Genomic DNA, 17091 nt, shown 5'->3' on the forward strand with positions numbered 1-17091 from the left:
TCTTATAAAATCTTAAGGAAAAAATATGTTTAAAAGATTAATACCGATTATCCTGATACAATTAGGGGTAGTCATTGGGGTGATGGCTCAGTCCGTTACCTCCCCAAAAGAACATTTTGGTTACGATGTAGGAACCGATTATGAGTTGTTTAATTTCACACAGACAGAAGCTTATTTTAAGAAAATAGCAGGTGAGTCTGACCGGATCAAGCTGGAGTCCATTGGCAAAACCGCCGAAGGCAGAGAGCAATATATGCTGATCGTGACCTCGCCGGAAAACCATACAAAGCTGGAAAGGTATAAGGAGATTTCCACTACCATGGCCAGAGCAGAAGGACTGTCAGAGGAGCAGGCCAGGGCGATGTCCAAGGAAGGCAAAGCAGTGGTCTGGATTGACGGCGCTCTTCATTCCACGGAAGTCGTGGGGACACACCAATTGATAGAGACCATTTATCAGATTAGCTCACGGACAGATGAAGAAACCATGAATATCCTGGATAACGTGGTAATTCTATTTGTACATGCCAATCCGGATGGACAGGAATTGGTTTCAGATTGGTACATGAGGAATTCAGATACCACCAAGAGGACTACGAGTGGTTTGCCGGTACTGTATCAGAAGTATATAGGACATGACAATAACCGTGATTTTTATATCCAGAATATGGTTGAATCACAGAATATGGGCTACCAGCTTTTTGTAGAGTGGATTCCTCAGATCATGTATAACCACCACCAGCGTGGTCCTGCAGGATCGGTGCTGGCAGGACCTCCCTACAGAGATCCATTCAACTATTTATTTGAACCCTTGATGGTCACCGGAATAGATGCCGTAGGTGCAGCCATGTACAACAGGCTGATCACGGAGGATAAGCCGGGTTTTACGCGGATGACAGGTTCTACTTTCTCAGTATGGTACAATGGAGGGCTGAGAACCACCACCCATTATCACAATATGATCGGTATTTTGACTGAGATTATTGGAGGCCCTTCTCCGGAGGAAGTTCCATTGGTGCCTTCCAGGCTTTTACCCAATAGCGATACGCCTTATCCGGTTACTCCCCAAAAATGGCACTTTAGGCAATCAATCGATTACTCCGTCTCGCTCAATTACGCGCTTTTAGACTATGCCGCAAGGAACAAAGACCATGTGCTGTACAACATTTATTCCATGGGCAGAAGTGCAATCAATAAAGGGAAGATGGATAACTGGACACCTTTCCCCAAAAAGATAGAAGAAATCAATGCTGCGTATAAGGCAGATATGGCTGGGAAAAAACCTTCCGAGTCCGGTGATAGGGGTTTTTCCCGTGGTGGAATTCCTACTAAGTATTATGACAGTATCTATCAGCAACCTTCAAAGCGTGATCCCCGGGCATATATTGTTTCGGCAGATCAGGCAGATTTTGGCACTGCGGTGAAATACATCAATGCGCTGATCAAAACGGGTATTAAGATAGAAAAAGCGGATGCTGATTTTCAGGTAATGGGTAAAACGTATCCGAAAAATTCCTACGTAGTAAAAACAGACCAGGCATTTAGAGCGCACGTAATTGATATGTTTGACCCGCAGGATTATCCAAATGATTTTGAATATCCGGGTGGGCCTCCGATCAGACCTTATGATGCGGCAGGTTGGACATTGGCCTATCAAATGGGAGTGGAAGTGGATCGGATTCTTGATCCTTTGGACGGACCCTTTGAGACGTTGACTTATGGAGTACTGGAAGAATTGCCGCCGGTTGCTATTCCGGATTCCAAATCGGGATATTTGGTAAGTTCCTCACTCAATGAAGCGTTTCCGCTCGTCAATGCACTTCTGAAAGATAAAGCACAGGTATTCAGATCACATACGGCAGTAGAAGGCCTTCCGGCAGGTTCTTACTATATTCCGGCCAAAGATGCGGCGAAATTGAAAGAGCTGAGCAAAGAGATCAGAGTGCCTATAGTAGCTGCCAAAGGCAAACCTGCCGAATTGATTGAGCTGAAAAAACAGCGGATTGCCTTATACGATTCGTATGGTGGATCTATGCCTTCAGGCTGGGTAAGATGGATGCTGGAGCAAAACGGGTATGATTTTGAGCTTATTTTCGCCAAGGAGATAGATGCCGGAAACCTCAATAAAAAGTACGACATGATTCTGTTTATCAGTGGAGGGATTCCTGCTTATAAAGAGAGTGTCCCAACAACTAATTATTATGGAAATCAGCCTGATGCAGCTGATATACCGGAGGAATTCCGGTATCGTCTGGGAACAATCACGCCCGAAAAATCTATTCCACAACTGAAATTATTTATTGAGAATGGTGGAAAGGTATTGACGGTTGGAAACAGCGCTTCACTCGCTTATCATTTGGATTTGCCGGTGAAAGATGGACTTACTGAGATAAACAAAGAAGGAAAAGAAGAGAAACTTTCGGGGGAAAAACACTATGTGCCGGGAAGTGTGCTAAGATCAAAAACTGATCCTGCGAATCCATCAAACTGGGGTATGCGTGAGCATGTGGATGTGATGTTCAACAATAGCATGGTTTTCAAAATGAAACCGGAGGCAGAGATACAGCAGCTTAAAGTTGTCGCCTGGTTTGATTCAGCCACTCCTCTGAAGAGCGGATGGGCCTGGGGACAATCCTATTTGGAAGATGGAGTCATTGCTTTTACCGCACCTGTCGGCAAAGGGCAACTGATGGTTTTTACTCCTGAGATCACCTTTAGAGCACAGTCCCATGGTACATTCAAGTGGTTGTTTAATAACCTTTATGGGATGAATTGACCGTGAAATAATAAGTGTATCCCTATGCTTACTCTAAAAAAGAGAGTGTTTCCTAAGTAGATTTTCTTGTCAGGGTGAGTAAGGAAAATTTAGAATTTACAAAAGAGTAGTGACAGCAAGGTAATTAGGGACAAATTAAGGTCATCCTGAGCGAAGTCGAAGGGTTCTCGACTTCGCTCGAACTGACACAATACCAATACCTGCTCACTCAGATTAAATCTGTCATTGGTAGCGAATCCGAAATGGGCCTTAATTAGCACATAAAAGGCTTCGACTTCGCTCAGCCTGACAAGAAAACATGATTATGGGACAGCCTCTTTTTTGATTCTTGCCGTTTTCCGGCTTGGGATTTATAGTTGAGGGTAAGTTTTACTCCACATATAGCACCAAACCTTTGAGGTATTCGGTCTCCGGGTGGAAAATATTAATGGGATGATCAGCAGGTTGGGTGACCTGATGCAGGATTTTCACTTTTCTGCCACATTCCAGTGCTGCCGCAGTTACGGTGTTGCGAAAGAGTGCTTTGTCTACCACCTGACTGCAGGAGAAGGTAAAAAGAATGCCTCCTGATTTGATTTTTTTCAGGGCTTCCCCATTGAGTCTTTTGTAAGCCTGGACGGCATTATGCCTTGCTTTTAGATTTTTGGCAAAAGCCGGTGGATCCAGTACGATCACATCGTAATCATCACCGATTTCGCGGATGTACTTGACCACATCTGCAACCTTCGATTCATGTTTTCCTCGGATTTCCGGATTGAGTTGAATATTTTCTTCTGTCAGTTCTATGGCTTTCGGAGAAATATCCACCGAATGCACCTCCGCAGCTCCTTCCATCAGCGCCAACACCGAAAATCCGCCTGAATAGCAGAAGGTATTCAATACTTTTTTGCCTTTTGAATAGGAGGCAAGCAGCTTTCTGTTTTCCCGTTGATCGATGAAAAAGCCAGTTTTCTGACCCTTCTCCCAATCTATTTTGTAGGTGGCACCATATTCTTGTACCAAATCGGTTTTTGGCTCGCCGAGCACCCATTCATTGGAAGTGATTCCCAGGTTCTTGGGTAAAGTCTCCGCGCTTTTATCGTATACACCTGAGAGCTGATCTCCATAAGCTGCTTTGATCGCATGGGCAATTTCCTTCAGATGGGCATGCATCCCTATTTGGTGAGCCTGAATAACAGCAGTGCCATTGTAGTAATCCACAATCAGACCGGGCAGCAGATCTCCCTCTCCGTGAACCAGACGGTACACATTAGTCCCTTCATCATCAGCAAGTCCCAGACTTTTTCTCAACGAAAGTGCCGAAGCGATGCTTTCATTCCAAAATTCCTGATCGATTTCCCGCTCCCCGAAGGAAATAATCCGAACCATAATAGAGCCTTCGGCAAAATGGCCTATCCCCAAAAACTCCTCTTTAGAAGAGAAAACGGCAACTAATTGACCATTTACAAGATCAGCGTCTTTCTGAAAAATAGCTCCGGAAAATACCCAGTGATGCCTTCTTTTCAGAGAGATCTCTTTGCCGTGTTTGAGTATGATTTTAGGATAGTTCATGCTTAAATTGAGGTTTGTTGGGGAAAAGCAGGCTTCCTGCCATCATAGCGATGGCACTGGCAAGCAATCCGTAAAGGTGAGAAGAAATTTCGGGCTCAAACCCGTCAACGGTCAAATAGGTGAGCATCCCTACGACCATGGCCAGTACAGCTCCTGTCTTAGAGGACTTTTTCCAATATAATCCCGTGGTGAGCGGAACAAAAAGAGAAACGAGCAAAAGTATGGATGCACCTGCCACCAACTCATAAATATTGGCGTCCTGCAATGCCATCAGCACGGACACCAAGGCCACTGCAAGTACATTCATCCGTAAAATCCATAAGAGATGGGTGTCAGCCAATTTTTGTTTGAAAAGCGGTTTAACGAGATTTTCTGAGATTAAAGCAGCCGGAGCCAAGACACCGGAGCTGGCAGTACTCATAATGGCAGAAATTAAGGCTCCGAAGAAAATGATTTGCACTGGCAATCCCCCATGCGCGAGTACCATGGATGGCAGCAGCATTTGTTTATTTTCCAAGTAAAGTTCCGGATACAACACCTTTGCCCCCAGTGCAATAAATAGGGGTAAAAGTCCGAAAGTGAGGTAAAATCCTCCTGCCAAATAAGTGGATTGAACCGCCACTTTCTCAGATTTGGAAGCCATGACCCGTTGGTAAATATCCTGGCTGGGGATGCTTCCGAGTCCCAGAATAACCCAAGCGCCAAAGTAATTGATCCAGGAGTTCCATCCGGGATCAGGAAAAAACTGAAAACTTTCGGGTGGAGCCGAATCCAGTATGGCAGTTATTCCACCTGCTTCCCTTATTACCATTAGGGAGACCACGATCAGACCGAGCACAATCATGATGGTCTGGATAAAATCTGTAATGGAAATTGCCCACATTCCTCCCAGAAAAGTATAGATCACTACGATCCCGGCAGAGATCAGAATTCCTTCTGTCATACTCAAGCCAGTCACAGTACCAAGAATCAGGCTTAGTGCTACAAGCTGAGCAGCTACGTAACCGAAGAATACCGGAACCATAAATACAGTGGAAAGAAATTCTACTTTATCACCATAGATTCTTTTGAACACATCCCCGATGGTAAGCACACCCATTCTGTACATGGGTCGAAGGTAGAACATACCGAAAAGTATCAGACAAAGTGCTCCTCCAAACGGATCCTCTATTACTCCCTGAAGACCTTCTTGCAGATAAACGGAAGATGCTCCAAAGATCGTTTCGGATCCAAACCAGGTCGCAAATAATGCTGACGCCGAAAGGAATAAAGGGAGCGAACGACCTGCCAAAACAAAGTCTTTCGATCCCTTTACAAATTTGGAAGCCCAAGCTCCCACGGTAATCGTAATAGCCAGATAAATGATTATTGCGGTGAGTAGCAATGAATCGATTTTAAGATTTTGCGTACATCTTTTCTCTCAGCGCCTTGATTTCTTCGTTTTCCAGATAGGACTCATAAGGCATTCTTCTATCAATCGTCCCGTTGGGAGTGAATTCTACGATTCTGTTTGCGGAAGACTGCACAAATGCGTGGTCATAAGATGTCATCAAGACCGTGCCTGTAAAATCAATTATCGCGTTGTTGAAGGCGGTAATAGATTCCAGATCCAAGTGGTTTGTAGGCTCATCCATTACGAGAAGATTAGGATTCTGAAGCATCATCTTGGAGATCATACAGCGGACTTTTTCTCCCCCGGAGAGCACAGAACATTTTTTCAGGGATTCTTCTCCCGTGAAAAGCATTCTGCCCAAGAAAGTTCTTACGTAGGCTTCTTCCTGATTGCCTGAGAATTGTCTTAGCCAATCGATGAGAGAAAGATCCGATTTGAAATATTCGGAATTATCATTTGGCAAGTATGCCTTGTTGATGGTCACTCCCCATTTAAAGCTTCCTTTTGTGGATGGGATTTCTTCCATGATGACTTGGAAAAACTTGTTTACTGCCTGCTTGGTCTTGGAAATAAAAGCAATTTTATCGCCTTTGTCCACCATAAGATTCACATCAGTGAAGTAGGTCACCCCATCGGCTTTCAGTTCCAGATTTTCGGTCATGAAGATCTGATCTCCCGCTTCTCTTTCCGGCTTGAAAATAATACCCGGGTATTTTCTCATCGAAGGCTCGATCTCATCGATATTCAGCTTTTCGATCATCTTCTTACGTGCGGTAGCCTGCTTTGACTTGGCTACGTTGGCGGAGAACCGGTCGATAAATGCCTGCAATTCCTTTTTCTTGTCTTCGGCCTTCTTGTTTGAGTCAGAGCGCTGCTTGAGCGCGAGCTGGGAAGATTCGTACCAGAAAGTATAGTTACCCGAGAAAATCTTTATTTTCCCGAAATCAATATCTACGATATGGGTGGATACTGAATCCAAAAAGTGTCTATCGTGGGATACCACGATCACCAGGTTCTTGAAATCTAGGAGGAAATTCTCCAGCCATTCGATGGTAGATGCATCCAAATCATTGGTAGGCTCATCGAGAATCAAAATATCAGGATTACCAAAAAGAGCTTGTGCCAGCAAAACCCGGACTTTCTGATTACCTGCCAGATCCTTCATCTTCATGTAGTGCAGATCCTCTGTGATGCCCAATCCCGAGAGTAGTGCTGCTGCATCGGACTCAGCATTCCAGCCATCCATTTCGGCAAAATCAGCTTCCAATTGTGATGCACGAAGACCGTCCTCTTCGGAGAAATCCTCCTTCATATAGATAGCATCCTTTTCTTCCATGATGGCATAAAGTGTTTTATGCCCCATAAGTACAGTTTTCAATACCTCGATTTCATCAAAACCGAAGTGATTTTGGCTTAGCACGGCCATCCTCTGACCCGGAGTGATGCTGATGCCGCCACTGGTACTTTCCATTTCTCCGGAAAGGATTTTCAAAAAAGTTGATTTCCCTGCGCCGTTTGCCCCGATCACACCATAGCAGTTGCCTGGGTTAAACTTCAGGGAAACTTCGTCGAAAAGTGTTCGTTTGCCAAATTTTAGTGATAAATTATCTACTGAGATCATAAAATCGTTGTAAGTATTTAAAAATCAGATGTTTGTAATCTGATTTTGTTGTTGCGTATTGTGTAATAGCCTTTTTGTAAGTTCCCGTCCTGCACCTATATAGGGTAGAGCCTGGGTGGGTTAAGGAGCTGACAAAGGTACAGGTTAGTAAAAGAAAAGCCAACTTAATGTGAGCTCGCTTTAGCTGGATGGGAAGGAATTTATTCCTATCTCTTCAAATTTATTTCCACTGTTCCATTGAGTCTGCTTACTATAACCCGTAATTGTAAACTTTCAAGTAGAACAGTAGAACCAAGTGAAGTTTTTGATGGAGCTTATGGCTTTCAGAAAAAAGTAAGGAAGTGGTGTAGGGATTAATGGGAATTGGGGTATCTTGGATTCAGGGTCCGTAGTAGGGGATTCACTTTTAAATATTAATCAATTAGGTAATGGCTAATCAGTTTTTTGAAATTATAGATGATGAATTTGGACAAGTGTGGGGATATAATTTTAAACCTAAAGTTTTATACAATGCTTTTGCTGCATCTGGTGAGAAATATCAAGATTTAGATTTAAGTAAGCCAATTACTTTTACTAAACGTGAATTCACAAAAAAGGAATTTGATGCTGTTTTTGATTCACCAGTATTCAATGATGATAATATTGGTGAAAGGGTAAAAATCATTTTTAAAGACTGTGGCTTTAGGATTCAAGAAGCAGTTTCTTTCAGTAATGTAGCTATTGAATTTAAAAATTGTAACTCTCATACTGGTAGTTTTGTGTTTTCGAAATGTACTGATTCAGAAATAGAGATTACAAATAGAACTGTATTTGGTCTCATTTCAATGATAGAATCGAATGATGTACATCTTAAATTGAAAGATGTCATAGTTAGAGAATTGAAATTAAGAAAAGTAAAAGAACTGAATTTTGAAGCTGAAAGAGTAAGTGAGCCTAAAATTGCGGTGGATCGGTGTTTGATTAAAGAGTTTAAAATTTATGGCTCTAAAATTAAGGATTTGCAGTTTGAAAATTCAGAAGGTGATTCTATTACACTTAGCGGTGTTACTGGTGGAGAAGTCAGTTTGTTTAAAATACATGAAGTAAAGGGGATTGGGAATAAAAAATCCTTTAGATACAAAACTTTACATATATTAAGTTGTAGCTTTATAAAGTTGCATTTGACCTTTTATCAATTTGACGTATTTATAGATAGAATTTTTATAAGCGAAACGTCTAATCTTTCACTAGCTTCTATAAAAACTGAGTTGTTATCTGTTTCAGGTACCAGTCTCTCAAATCTACTAATATTCTCTTGTGATATTCAGAATTTACACTTTGGTTATTTCAAAATTAAAGAGAATGTGGTTTTTAATTTGGGAAATTATGGTAATGGGACTATTAGTTTTGATAACGCTTTATTAAAAGGTGTAGAGGTTAATCCTAGCTTCTTAGATAGATTTGAAAATATAAGCTACAAACATTCATCTATAGAAGGATTGATAGCTCATTCATTTAAGTTAATCAAGTCAAAAGTTATAAAAGAAATGAATGTTAGCTATGAAAATAAAATAGGCTTTTGCAGAGAATTAAATGCCCTAATGATTGTTCAAAATAATAAACACTATGCAACCGTTTATAGGGCTTTAGAACTCGAACTTAGAGCAAAATCCAATGATACTTCAATGGACTGGTATGATAAAGTAGTGTTAAAGCTTAATTATTGGTCTAATGATAATGGAACTAAGCCTCAAAAGGCTTTATCAATGATGTTAATAATGATAGTTGTAATGTTTGGTGTTATTAACCTTGATTTGGCTTGCCAGACTAATCTCCCTTATGAAACTGGTTTTGACTTTCTTTCACAGAACTATTCCTACTTCATCAAACCATTTACTTTCTTATCCGATGTAGAGGGTTCATACAATCCATTTCATTGCGAGAATATGCAAGCTGGATTTCATCCGATTACTAAAGGCTTTGATTTCTTATTTAAGATATTTTATGCATATTTGCTTTATCAGTTTATTGCAGCATTTAGAAAATTTAATAAATAGCTATATTTATCAGTTGTACAGATACTAAAAGCAAACATAAATATATCTTACTATTTTGCTACTTTAAATCCAATATTTGAGTTTAGTTCGAAGACTAATTCTATTTCTTTAATTAATTTAATTGTTTTATGGTTTATAAAACAATTCCTTATTATTGCCTGAGTGGCGTTTGGTGGTAGTGACCTGTCGTATAAATTAAATATTATTTTTTCATTCTGTAAAACAAATCCAGAATTGGCATAAATTATCTCGATGTTTTCATTATTAATAATACGTATTTTCTTAAATCCTCTATAGTCTAGAAACTCAAACATGCAATCGTAATATAACTCATCGCTTATACTTTTAATATTGTGTGCTATGTTTACTACGTGATCAAATAAATAAATATTATAAATGTAGAGCCCTCTTTTTAAAGGAAGGACATATTCATCTTGTCCGCAAAATGTTATTAAATATATTTCTTCAAAACTACTACCCAAAATCGCTTCCGATATGGAGTTCTTAGAAAAAAAGTTTATTACAGTGTTTGATTCGAATTTCAATCCTGAAGTATTATCATGTATTATTAGATTATGGTAATTTAAATTTTTATTGTATTGTTTTGATTTCGATGACTTTTCTATTATACTAAGTTCTACAAGCTTAAAATATTCTTCAAATCCTGCTGCTTTTGTTAAGACTGATGGGATATTGACTTCTTCTTTTCGTGATTTGTCATAATAAGAAATATTAACCTTTTTCAGATTTTCTTTATCATGCTTATGGATGTATTCTTGTAGATTGATAATTTTGTTTAGATATCCCTTTACATTATTTAATCTTGCTTCAGACTGATCTTTATATAGTTCTGTTATTTCTACTCCGAAGTTTTCTCCTTTTAAATTGTCAACCCAAATATCTGGTTTATCTTTTGGCATGGCAATTAGGTCATTTTTATTGCCATAGACCATGTTAAAAATTTTTAATTCTTTCGCATGTTTTTCACTTTTAATATTCATAGTAACTTAAACTATACAATCTTCCCAAATTCACTAAAATCATTCTCTTCCAACAACTCATTCACTTTACTTTTCCTGCTCTTATTAGCCTCCATTTGCTCAAAGGTAAGTAAGAGCTTCATAAGCTTTAATCTAAGGTCTTTACCCCTTAAATTCAGTCCATTCTGACTCAATAATTCTTCAATAAATCCTTTTGCATTATAGTGATACTCTGCTTCACCTTTAAAAGCTACATCTGCTGGATGTACCACTTCATTATACATATTCATAAGAACTATTCCTTTATCTGCTTTATCCAGCATTATTAAAGTATTTTCTATTACTTTTTTAAACTTATGGGGTGATACTAGCCACTGTTCAAAAATAAGAATTTAATTGATATCCAGATCCTTTGCCACTTGAAAGCTTTTGGAATATGTGAGGCACATTTAGAGGGATTGAATTAATTGGGATTAGTTGCTTTAATGTCATCGCGTTAAAACTATCCAGAAACTGATAAAAGTGCTAGTATCCGAAGACAATACCGATAGCTTTGTAAGCGGCAGTAAATCTGCTATGGCAATTAAAAAAGAATAGTAATGGAAAACTGGCTTTTGTTACTATCGTTTGCTGCTTTGTTCACAGGAGGTTTTCTGCTTAGGAAATTGTGGCTGGGAGCATTGATGGGATGTGTCATACTAATCCTAGGGAAATTGCTCCTTACCCAAGGAGAAGTCTATGCCCCGTTGGCAAATGGTGCCATTGTTTCAGTGGAGCTGATTCTTCTTCTTTTTGGTGCTTACCTCTTTTACAACACATTGGCATCCCTGGATCATTTTGGGGATTTTGTGAAATCAAGCGCTGCCTTTTCTTCGAGACTTACAGTGGCTATACTGTTATGTTGGTTTCTGGGAAGCTTTATGGAAGGAATTGCGGGCTTTGGAATTCCGGCCATGCTGATTGCCCCTCTTATGTTGGCAGTGGGCTACAAGCCGCTTACAAGTGTGGTACTTCCTCTGGCTGCTGATACCACAGCGGTGACCTTCGGGGCATTGGGCACACCCGTCAAGGTTGGCTTAGAAATCTATTCCAATAGTCCTGAGGTAGACTATACGGTGATCATGAATGTACTGCCCGCCCTTGCCGTGCCGCTGGGATTGGCTTGGTTGTACAGCAAAACCGAGGAGGAAAAGGTGAATTGGAAAGTGGAATGGAAGATGTTGCTAAGCGCAGGGATTTGTTTTGTCGTGCCGTATGGGATCGTCGGCCAATTCAGCGTAGAATACCCGTCCGTAGTTGCCGGCTTGATGGGAATGATCCCATTTGTGTGGTTGTCGGTATCCAAAAAGGAGAGACCGCCTACACGGGTTTGGTTAATGACCTTTTATCCTTACCTGTTATTTGTAGGGATGCTTATTGCCTTAAAATATTTGTTGGGCGGGGTTGAGTTTTCCCTCGGTGAGGACTTCAAAGCAATTTCACTGTATCAGCCCGGGCTGGTGTTTATCGCTGCAGCTATTCTGTATTTGCGAATTACTTCCCAACCTGATCTGTTTGCGTATACGCTAAAACAGGCAAAAAGCACCCTCTCACGTCTCGTACTGCCAATTTTTACCATTCTTTTTCTTGTTTTCTTTGCGCAGCTACTGCGCCAAAATTTGGCCATGTTGGCAGGGCAGGTCTTTGCGGGAGCTTCAGGAGTAGCCTCACTGGGTTTTGTTTCTTTGGCCGGTATTTTAGGGACTTTTGTCACCGGTAGCGCGACCATGAGTGTGTTGTTATTCAATAGCTCGGTTATGGCACTTTTTCCTCCGGGCGACCCACTTTACCTTAGACTAGCATTGCTGCTCACCGGCGCAGCAATAGGAAATGCCATATCCTTTCAAAACATTGTGATGGTGCAATCGGTAGTCGCCCAGCCGGTAAGCATATCCAAAATACTTTCGAACAACCTGAAATTTGTTCTTTTATATATTTTAGTGGTATTTATTCAGGGGTTGGTGATTTCCTATCTTTATGGATAAGTATGAATCGAATGCAATATATGAGAACCTTGGCAGTGACATGCATTTTACTTCTAATTGGGACTAGCGTATACGCTCAACAGGGAGACTTTTGGATAAGATTTTGGGATGATACAGAAGAAAATTTTGGCTTCAAAGACGAAAGCGGGCAAATTGTAATCCAACCAAAATTTGGTTTTTTCTCTTATGTGAACAGACTTGAGCATGTGTTTATCGCTTCTGAATTCAAAGATTGGAAACTTGATATTTACTATTTGACAAAATCAGGAAACGAGTTTGGAAGGGATAGTATTTATTCCTACGACAATACTCCTGACTGTGAAAGCGAAGGGTTTATTAGATTCAGGGACCGTAAGACAGATAAAGTGGGAATGTTTGACAGAAATGGAGAAGTTGTAATTCCCGCCGTTTACGACGACTTGTCCCAAGTAAAAAATGGACTTGTCACTGCGCTGAAGGATAAAGAGAAAAAGTTTTGGGAGGAGCATAACCATTCCGGCTGCGAGCATTTCAGTTGGACGGGAGGCAAAACAATGCTTATCGACACGGCTAACAGCGTGTTGATTGACAACTTTACAGATACCTTATACCTTGACCTTTATTCCCACCTGCATCAAGACTTATTGGACGAAAAACCCAACAGAGAATATTTCCCGGGAGTGGATGGAGGATTTCATTCATTTGTTAACTATGAAACAGACTTTTCGCTATGGTTAGATCAAGCCATACTTGATGACTTTAGTTTGGATAAGTTAAAAGCGGGTTCGGCGGACAGTCTTGTTTTCTGGAAAGAGGGGGAAGGTTGGGTAAGTAAACCAAGTGACAGAATACTCGAAGATAATTTTCTCTTGATAAAAGATGCGCTTTCTCTAAGGCAAATTCAGAATCAGGATTTTTTTATATCCATCAATGGGCTTAATCAAGGAATATTTGAAGCTGAAGCATATAATGTTTATTTCGATAATTGTGGACAAGCATTGACCGGAAAATATCCTTTGATGTCAGTAATAATAAGCCACAAAAATGGGGACGATTTTTATCAGAACCATTTTGACTTCCTCAAAACTGAGGAAGGGTACAGATTAGTAAGTATAACTTTAAGAAGCGGAATGATAACTGATTAGGTGAAATCACCACTGGAATATTAGTGAGGGGAAGAAAAATGAGTGTACTTTCTTTCAAAAAAGAGGAGTGGACTGCATACAGTGTTAACTTAGTTTGTGAATTAATGCTTTTTTAAAATTCTGATAAAATGACTGGAGTACCTTTTGATTTTTGGATGTTTTTAGCCGGACTTGGCCTCTTCCTTTTCGGGATGCGCCACTTGGAAGACGGTATTAAAGGTCTGGCGGGGAAATCATTCCAGCACTTTATCAAACGCTTTACCAATAAGAGTTGGAAAGGTATTCTCACCGGAACTTTTGTAACAGCTATTCTGCAAAGCAGCTCAATGGTGACTTTGCTAGTTCTTGCCTTTCTGGGAGCAGGGATGCTTACCTTGAAGAGTGCACTTGGGGTTGTTCTCGGAGCAAATCTGGGAACCACCATCACCGCCTGGATTGTAGCTGCTCTTGGTTTCAAAATGAACATAGCCGATTTTTCATTTCCGTTCTTGGCGGTTGGGATTTTGTCTTATTTGTTCTTGGAGAGCAGACCGGTTTTGAAAAATATTGGCGGGTTTTTAATTGGATTTGGACTGTTGTTTTTGGGTCTTGATTTTATGAAAGACGCACTTGATGCGGTGGCCGATCAGCTTGACCTTACCGCTTTTTCACAGTATGGGCTTTGGGCGTTTTTACTGCTGGGATTGATCGTCACGGCTTTGGTACAATCGAGTTCTGCGATGATCGTAATTATTCTAAGTGCGCTGAATGCAGGTTTGATAGATGTCTATCAGTCCTTTGCCATGATAATCGGGGCGAATATGGGGACAACCTCTACCTTATTGCTTGGGTCTATTGGAGGCACGGCAGATAAGAAACGTCTTGCCATCGCCAATGTGATATTTAATTCGACGGCGGGTATCCTCATCTTTCTGTTTTTAGAGCAACTGGTTGATGGGGTATATACTTTTTTCAATATGACGGATCCCCTGATGGAGCTGGTATTGTTAAATACCCTATTGAATCTGGCGGGGATTTTACTTTTTTTACCGTTTTTGGGTGCTTTTCAGAATTTCTTGATGAAACGTTTCAAAAGTGCTGAACCTCCGGGTGAAACCTTGTATATAAAAAATATTACTGCAGAATTCCCCGATGTGGCTCTTAAAGCAATAAAAGATGAATTAGATCAGATGTACCTGTATGTTCAGGATTTTATACACCATAATTTTGCCCTTGGGCCCATTGCGGTGAAATCTTCCGGATGGAAATCAATCTTCCAAACCGCAATAAATATCACTGAGAAATACGATAAAATAAAACGCATAGAAGATGAATTGACCGGCTTCTACGCACTCTTGCAAGAGCAAAACCTTGATACAAACGAAGCTGAAGAATTGACTTCAAGTATGCTTTCTCTTCGTTCCATGGTGTATGGAGCCAAGGATATCAAAGACGTGGCTCATAACATCAGCTATATGACCGAAAGTGAAGATCCATTGGCTCTGGAGGTTTTGAGCAGATTACAGGCATTTGTCAAGACTCAGACAGAAGAGGTAAGCAATGATAAGCTCAATAGAGAGGAATACACCGTGGTTTTGAAGAAAGGGATAGAGAGAAATGAAGCTTTCTATGAAGAGATGATCGCTTTTCTATACGAGAATATAAAAAACCATGCTAAAAAAGGAGTGCCGATTTCCACGATGACAAATGTGATCAAACAAACCGTTTCGGCTATGAACAACCTATGCATAGCGCTGCAAATAAAAGAAGCTGATCTAAAAACGGCTGAAATCTTATAGGCCTAACATTTTAATTTCAGAATACGTACATCCGCTTTTCTACCGGTAAAGCCATAAAAGCATCTTAGGATTCGGGAAATATTGACGTCCGTCATTGCGGAGAAAAACCAATGACCGAAGGGAATTGTTTTTGACGAAGCAATCCTTTCAGACTTTGAATTTACGAAGTACGATTTACGGCATTATTGAATCTAGGTACATTAACTCTGATCCCATTTGAATTCTCCAACAACTAGTTGAGTCAACTTCCTAGAATAAATCTTCACTCTTCGTTGATCCCGTAAACCGTCATTAGCATTTCGTAAATACAATGAGATTGCCTGTCCTCCGGTAGGCGGGCTTCGGCTTCGTTCCTCAGCTTGGCGATGACGGATAACCGATGATGTATGGAGTCAACGTCACTTCGGACTGGGCTGCCTAGACGAAGAAAATTATGTAACCGGCATAATTGCGGGCACTCATAGTTCAAAATTAGGAGGATGATTTATAAAACCGGCAAGCAAATGCGCAGCAGAGTTTTCATATTAAATTGATAGGATATATGCATTTACTTCTTAAATTTGGCCTGTCAAAAAGAGATTTCACATCCCGATAATCCATGCAAAAATTTATATCACGTTTGAAGAGTGAACCATTCTGGACTATGTTTTTTGCCTTTGCGGCAATGGTGTTTGTCCTGATGATCACACAGACGATCACACAGTCTATCAAAAGTTGGGAGATAGATACTGAAATGTTTTTATGGTTTTTGCTTGTTGGTTTTGTGGCGCAGAGTATAGATGGAGCTTTGGGAATGGCCTATGGGGTGAGCTGTAATTCTATTTTGCTGGGAATTGGAATTCCTCCTGCGTCGGCTTCAGCCTGGGTTCATTTTGCCCAAGTATTCACTAGTTTGGCTTCAGGGATTTCTCATTGGAAAATGGGGAATGTGGATTGGAAGTTGGCCAAAAAATTACTTGTTCCTGGCGTTATGGGCTCAATCATCGGAGCATTTTTATTGTCCAATGTAAATGGGGATATGGTCAAGCCCGTCATTGCACTTTACCTGTTGGTGATGGGAATTGTGATCCTTAGAAAGGTTAAGAAAAAGCATACCCCTAACTTCAACCGTGATAGTAAAAGTCTTCCGGTCTTGGCGACTACAGGTGGATTTGCAGATGCTATAGGCGGAGGTGGCTGGGGACCTATTGTCAACAGTACGCTGCTCAGCAAAGGGAAGATCGCCCGATATGCGATAGGTACGGGCAATTTCGTGGAGTTTTTTGTGTCTTTGGCGAGTGCGTCTACTTTTTTGTTTTTTGTCAAAGAACTAAGCCTTGCCCCGGTATTGGGGCTGATTTTGGGAGGTATTATTGCCGCACCGTTTGCAGCATATATCTGTAAGCTGGTAAAGCCAAAGTATCTGATGATAGCCGTCGGGATATTGATTATTTTCTTGAGTATCAGAACGTTTTATCTGGCACTGGTTTAGATCGGGATCCGGTTGTCTTTCGGCTTATTGGATAGGCTTGATGCGTGATGTATTATGGCAGGAATTTAATAAGTGGCAGATGTTTTGCCAGTCCGAGCGTCCGCCTCCCGGAGGGACAGGGAGGTGAGTCAAACCTTCTGCTCCGCTCAGGATGACCCCAACTTTGTTCCTAAATCCCTTACCGTCATTTTCCTTAATGTGTACTCGTAATTTATGAACGTACTAGAATTATGTCTTGTGCTAGCTGACTCGTCCTGAATTGAGTTTACACAAAGTAAACTACTATGAAACGACAAAAAGAAAAAAAAACAAGGGGCATAGGATCTCTGAGTTGGGCAGA

Annotated in this window: 11 protein-coding genes; 6 read left to right on the forward strand and 5 right to left on the reverse strand. The window is 40.7% G+C overall.

All coding sequences use genetic code 11. The annotated features are described in order from the left end of the window. Positions 1–25: 25 nt before the first annotated feature. Positions 26–2773, forward strand: coding sequence for a M14 family metallopeptidase (locus J2X69_RS14285; protein WP_310104491.1), 2748 nt, complete (start codon positions 26–28; stop codon positions 2771–2773). Between the two features lie 369 nt (positions 2774–3142). On the opposite strand, the gene J2X69_RS14290 is transcribed toward J2X69_RS14285, so the two are convergent. Genes J2X69_RS14290 through J2X69_RS14300 form a run of 3 tightly spaced genes read right to left on the reverse strand, consistent with a single transcriptional unit; the run spans position 3143 to position 7338 of the window. Further along, positions 3143–4324 carry a class I SAM-dependent rRNA methyltransferase gene (locus tag J2X69_RS14290; RefSeq protein WP_310104493.1) on the reverse strand — a complete coding sequence of 394 codons (1182 nt, stop codon included), beginning with the start codon at positions 4322–4324 and terminating at the stop codon, positions 3143–3145. After that, the gene (locus J2X69_RS14295) at positions 4311–5708 is read right to left on the reverse strand and encodes a sodium:solute symporter family protein (RefSeq protein ID WP_310104496.1); all 1398 of its coding nucleotides are present in this window, start codon (positions 5706–5708) and stop codon (positions 4311–4313) included. The genes J2X69_RS14290 and J2X69_RS14295 overlap by 14 nt, the downstream gene beginning before the upstream one ends. Before the next feature lie 10 nt (positions 5709–5718). Further along, positions 5719–7338 carry an ATP-binding cassette domain-containing protein gene (locus J2X69_RS14300; RefSeq protein ID WP_310104498.1) on the reverse strand — a complete coding sequence of 540 codons (1620 nt, stop codon included), beginning with the start codon at positions 7336–7338 and terminating at the stop codon, positions 5719–5721. A 428-nt stretch (positions 7339–7766) separates the two neighbouring features. On the opposite strand from J2X69_RS14300, the gene J2X69_RS14305 reads away from it, so the two are divergent. Next, positions 7767–9374 carry a hypothetical protein gene (locus J2X69_RS14305; RefSeq protein WP_310104501.1) on the forward strand — a complete coding sequence of 536 codons (1608 nt, stop codon included), beginning with the start codon at positions 7767–7769 and terminating at the stop codon, positions 9372–9374. Between the two features lie 50 nt (positions 9375–9424). Here J2X69_RS14305 and J2X69_RS14310 read toward each other — a convergent pair whose 3' ends face one another. Then, the gene (locus J2X69_RS14310) at positions 9425–10375 is read right to left on the reverse strand and encodes a hypothetical protein (RefSeq protein ID WP_310104502.1); all 951 of its coding nucleotides are present in this window, start codon (positions 10373–10375) and stop codon (positions 9425–9427) included. Between the two features lie 11 nt (positions 10376–10386). Next, positions 10387–10677 carry a hypothetical protein gene (locus J2X69_RS14315; RefSeq protein ID WP_310104504.1) on the reverse strand — a complete coding sequence of 97 codons (291 nt, stop codon included), beginning with the start codon at positions 10675–10677 and terminating at the stop codon, positions 10387–10389. A gap of 276 nt (positions 10678–10953) precedes the next feature. Between J2X69_RS14315 and J2X69_RS14320 the strand changes: the two genes are divergently transcribed. The 4 genes from J2X69_RS14320 (at position 10954) to J2X69_RS14335 (ending at position 16751) form a co-directional block, all read left to right on the forward strand. After that, positions 10954–12378, forward strand: coding sequence for an L-lactate permease (locus J2X69_RS14320; RefSeq protein ID WP_310104506.1), 1425 nt, complete (start codon positions 10954–10956; stop codon positions 12376–12378). Positions 12379–12389: 11 nt separating this feature from the next. After that, a complete protein-coding gene (locus J2X69_RS14325) occupies positions 12390–13502 on the forward strand; it encodes a WG repeat-containing protein (protein ID WP_310104509.1) in 1113 nt (370 codons plus the stop codon). A gap of 128 nt (positions 13503–13630) precedes the next feature. Beyond that, positions 13631–15280: a Na/Pi symporter gene (locus J2X69_RS14330; RefSeq protein WP_310104512.1), complete on the forward strand. Its 1650-nt coding sequence runs from the start codon at positions 13631–13633 to the stop codon at positions 15278–15280. Between the two features lie 598 nt (positions 15281–15878). Continuing rightward, positions 15879–16751: a sulfite exporter TauE/SafE family protein gene (locus J2X69_RS14335; protein ID WP_310104514.1), complete on the forward strand. Its 873-nt coding sequence runs from the start codon at positions 15879–15881 to the stop codon at positions 16749–16751. Positions 16752–17091: the final 340 nt, after the last annotated feature.

It is taken from the genome of Algoriphagus sp. 4150 (genome assembly GCF_031457395.1).
Lineage (GTDB): Bacteria > Bacteroidota > Bacteroidia > Cytophagales > Cyclobacteriaceae > Algoriphagus.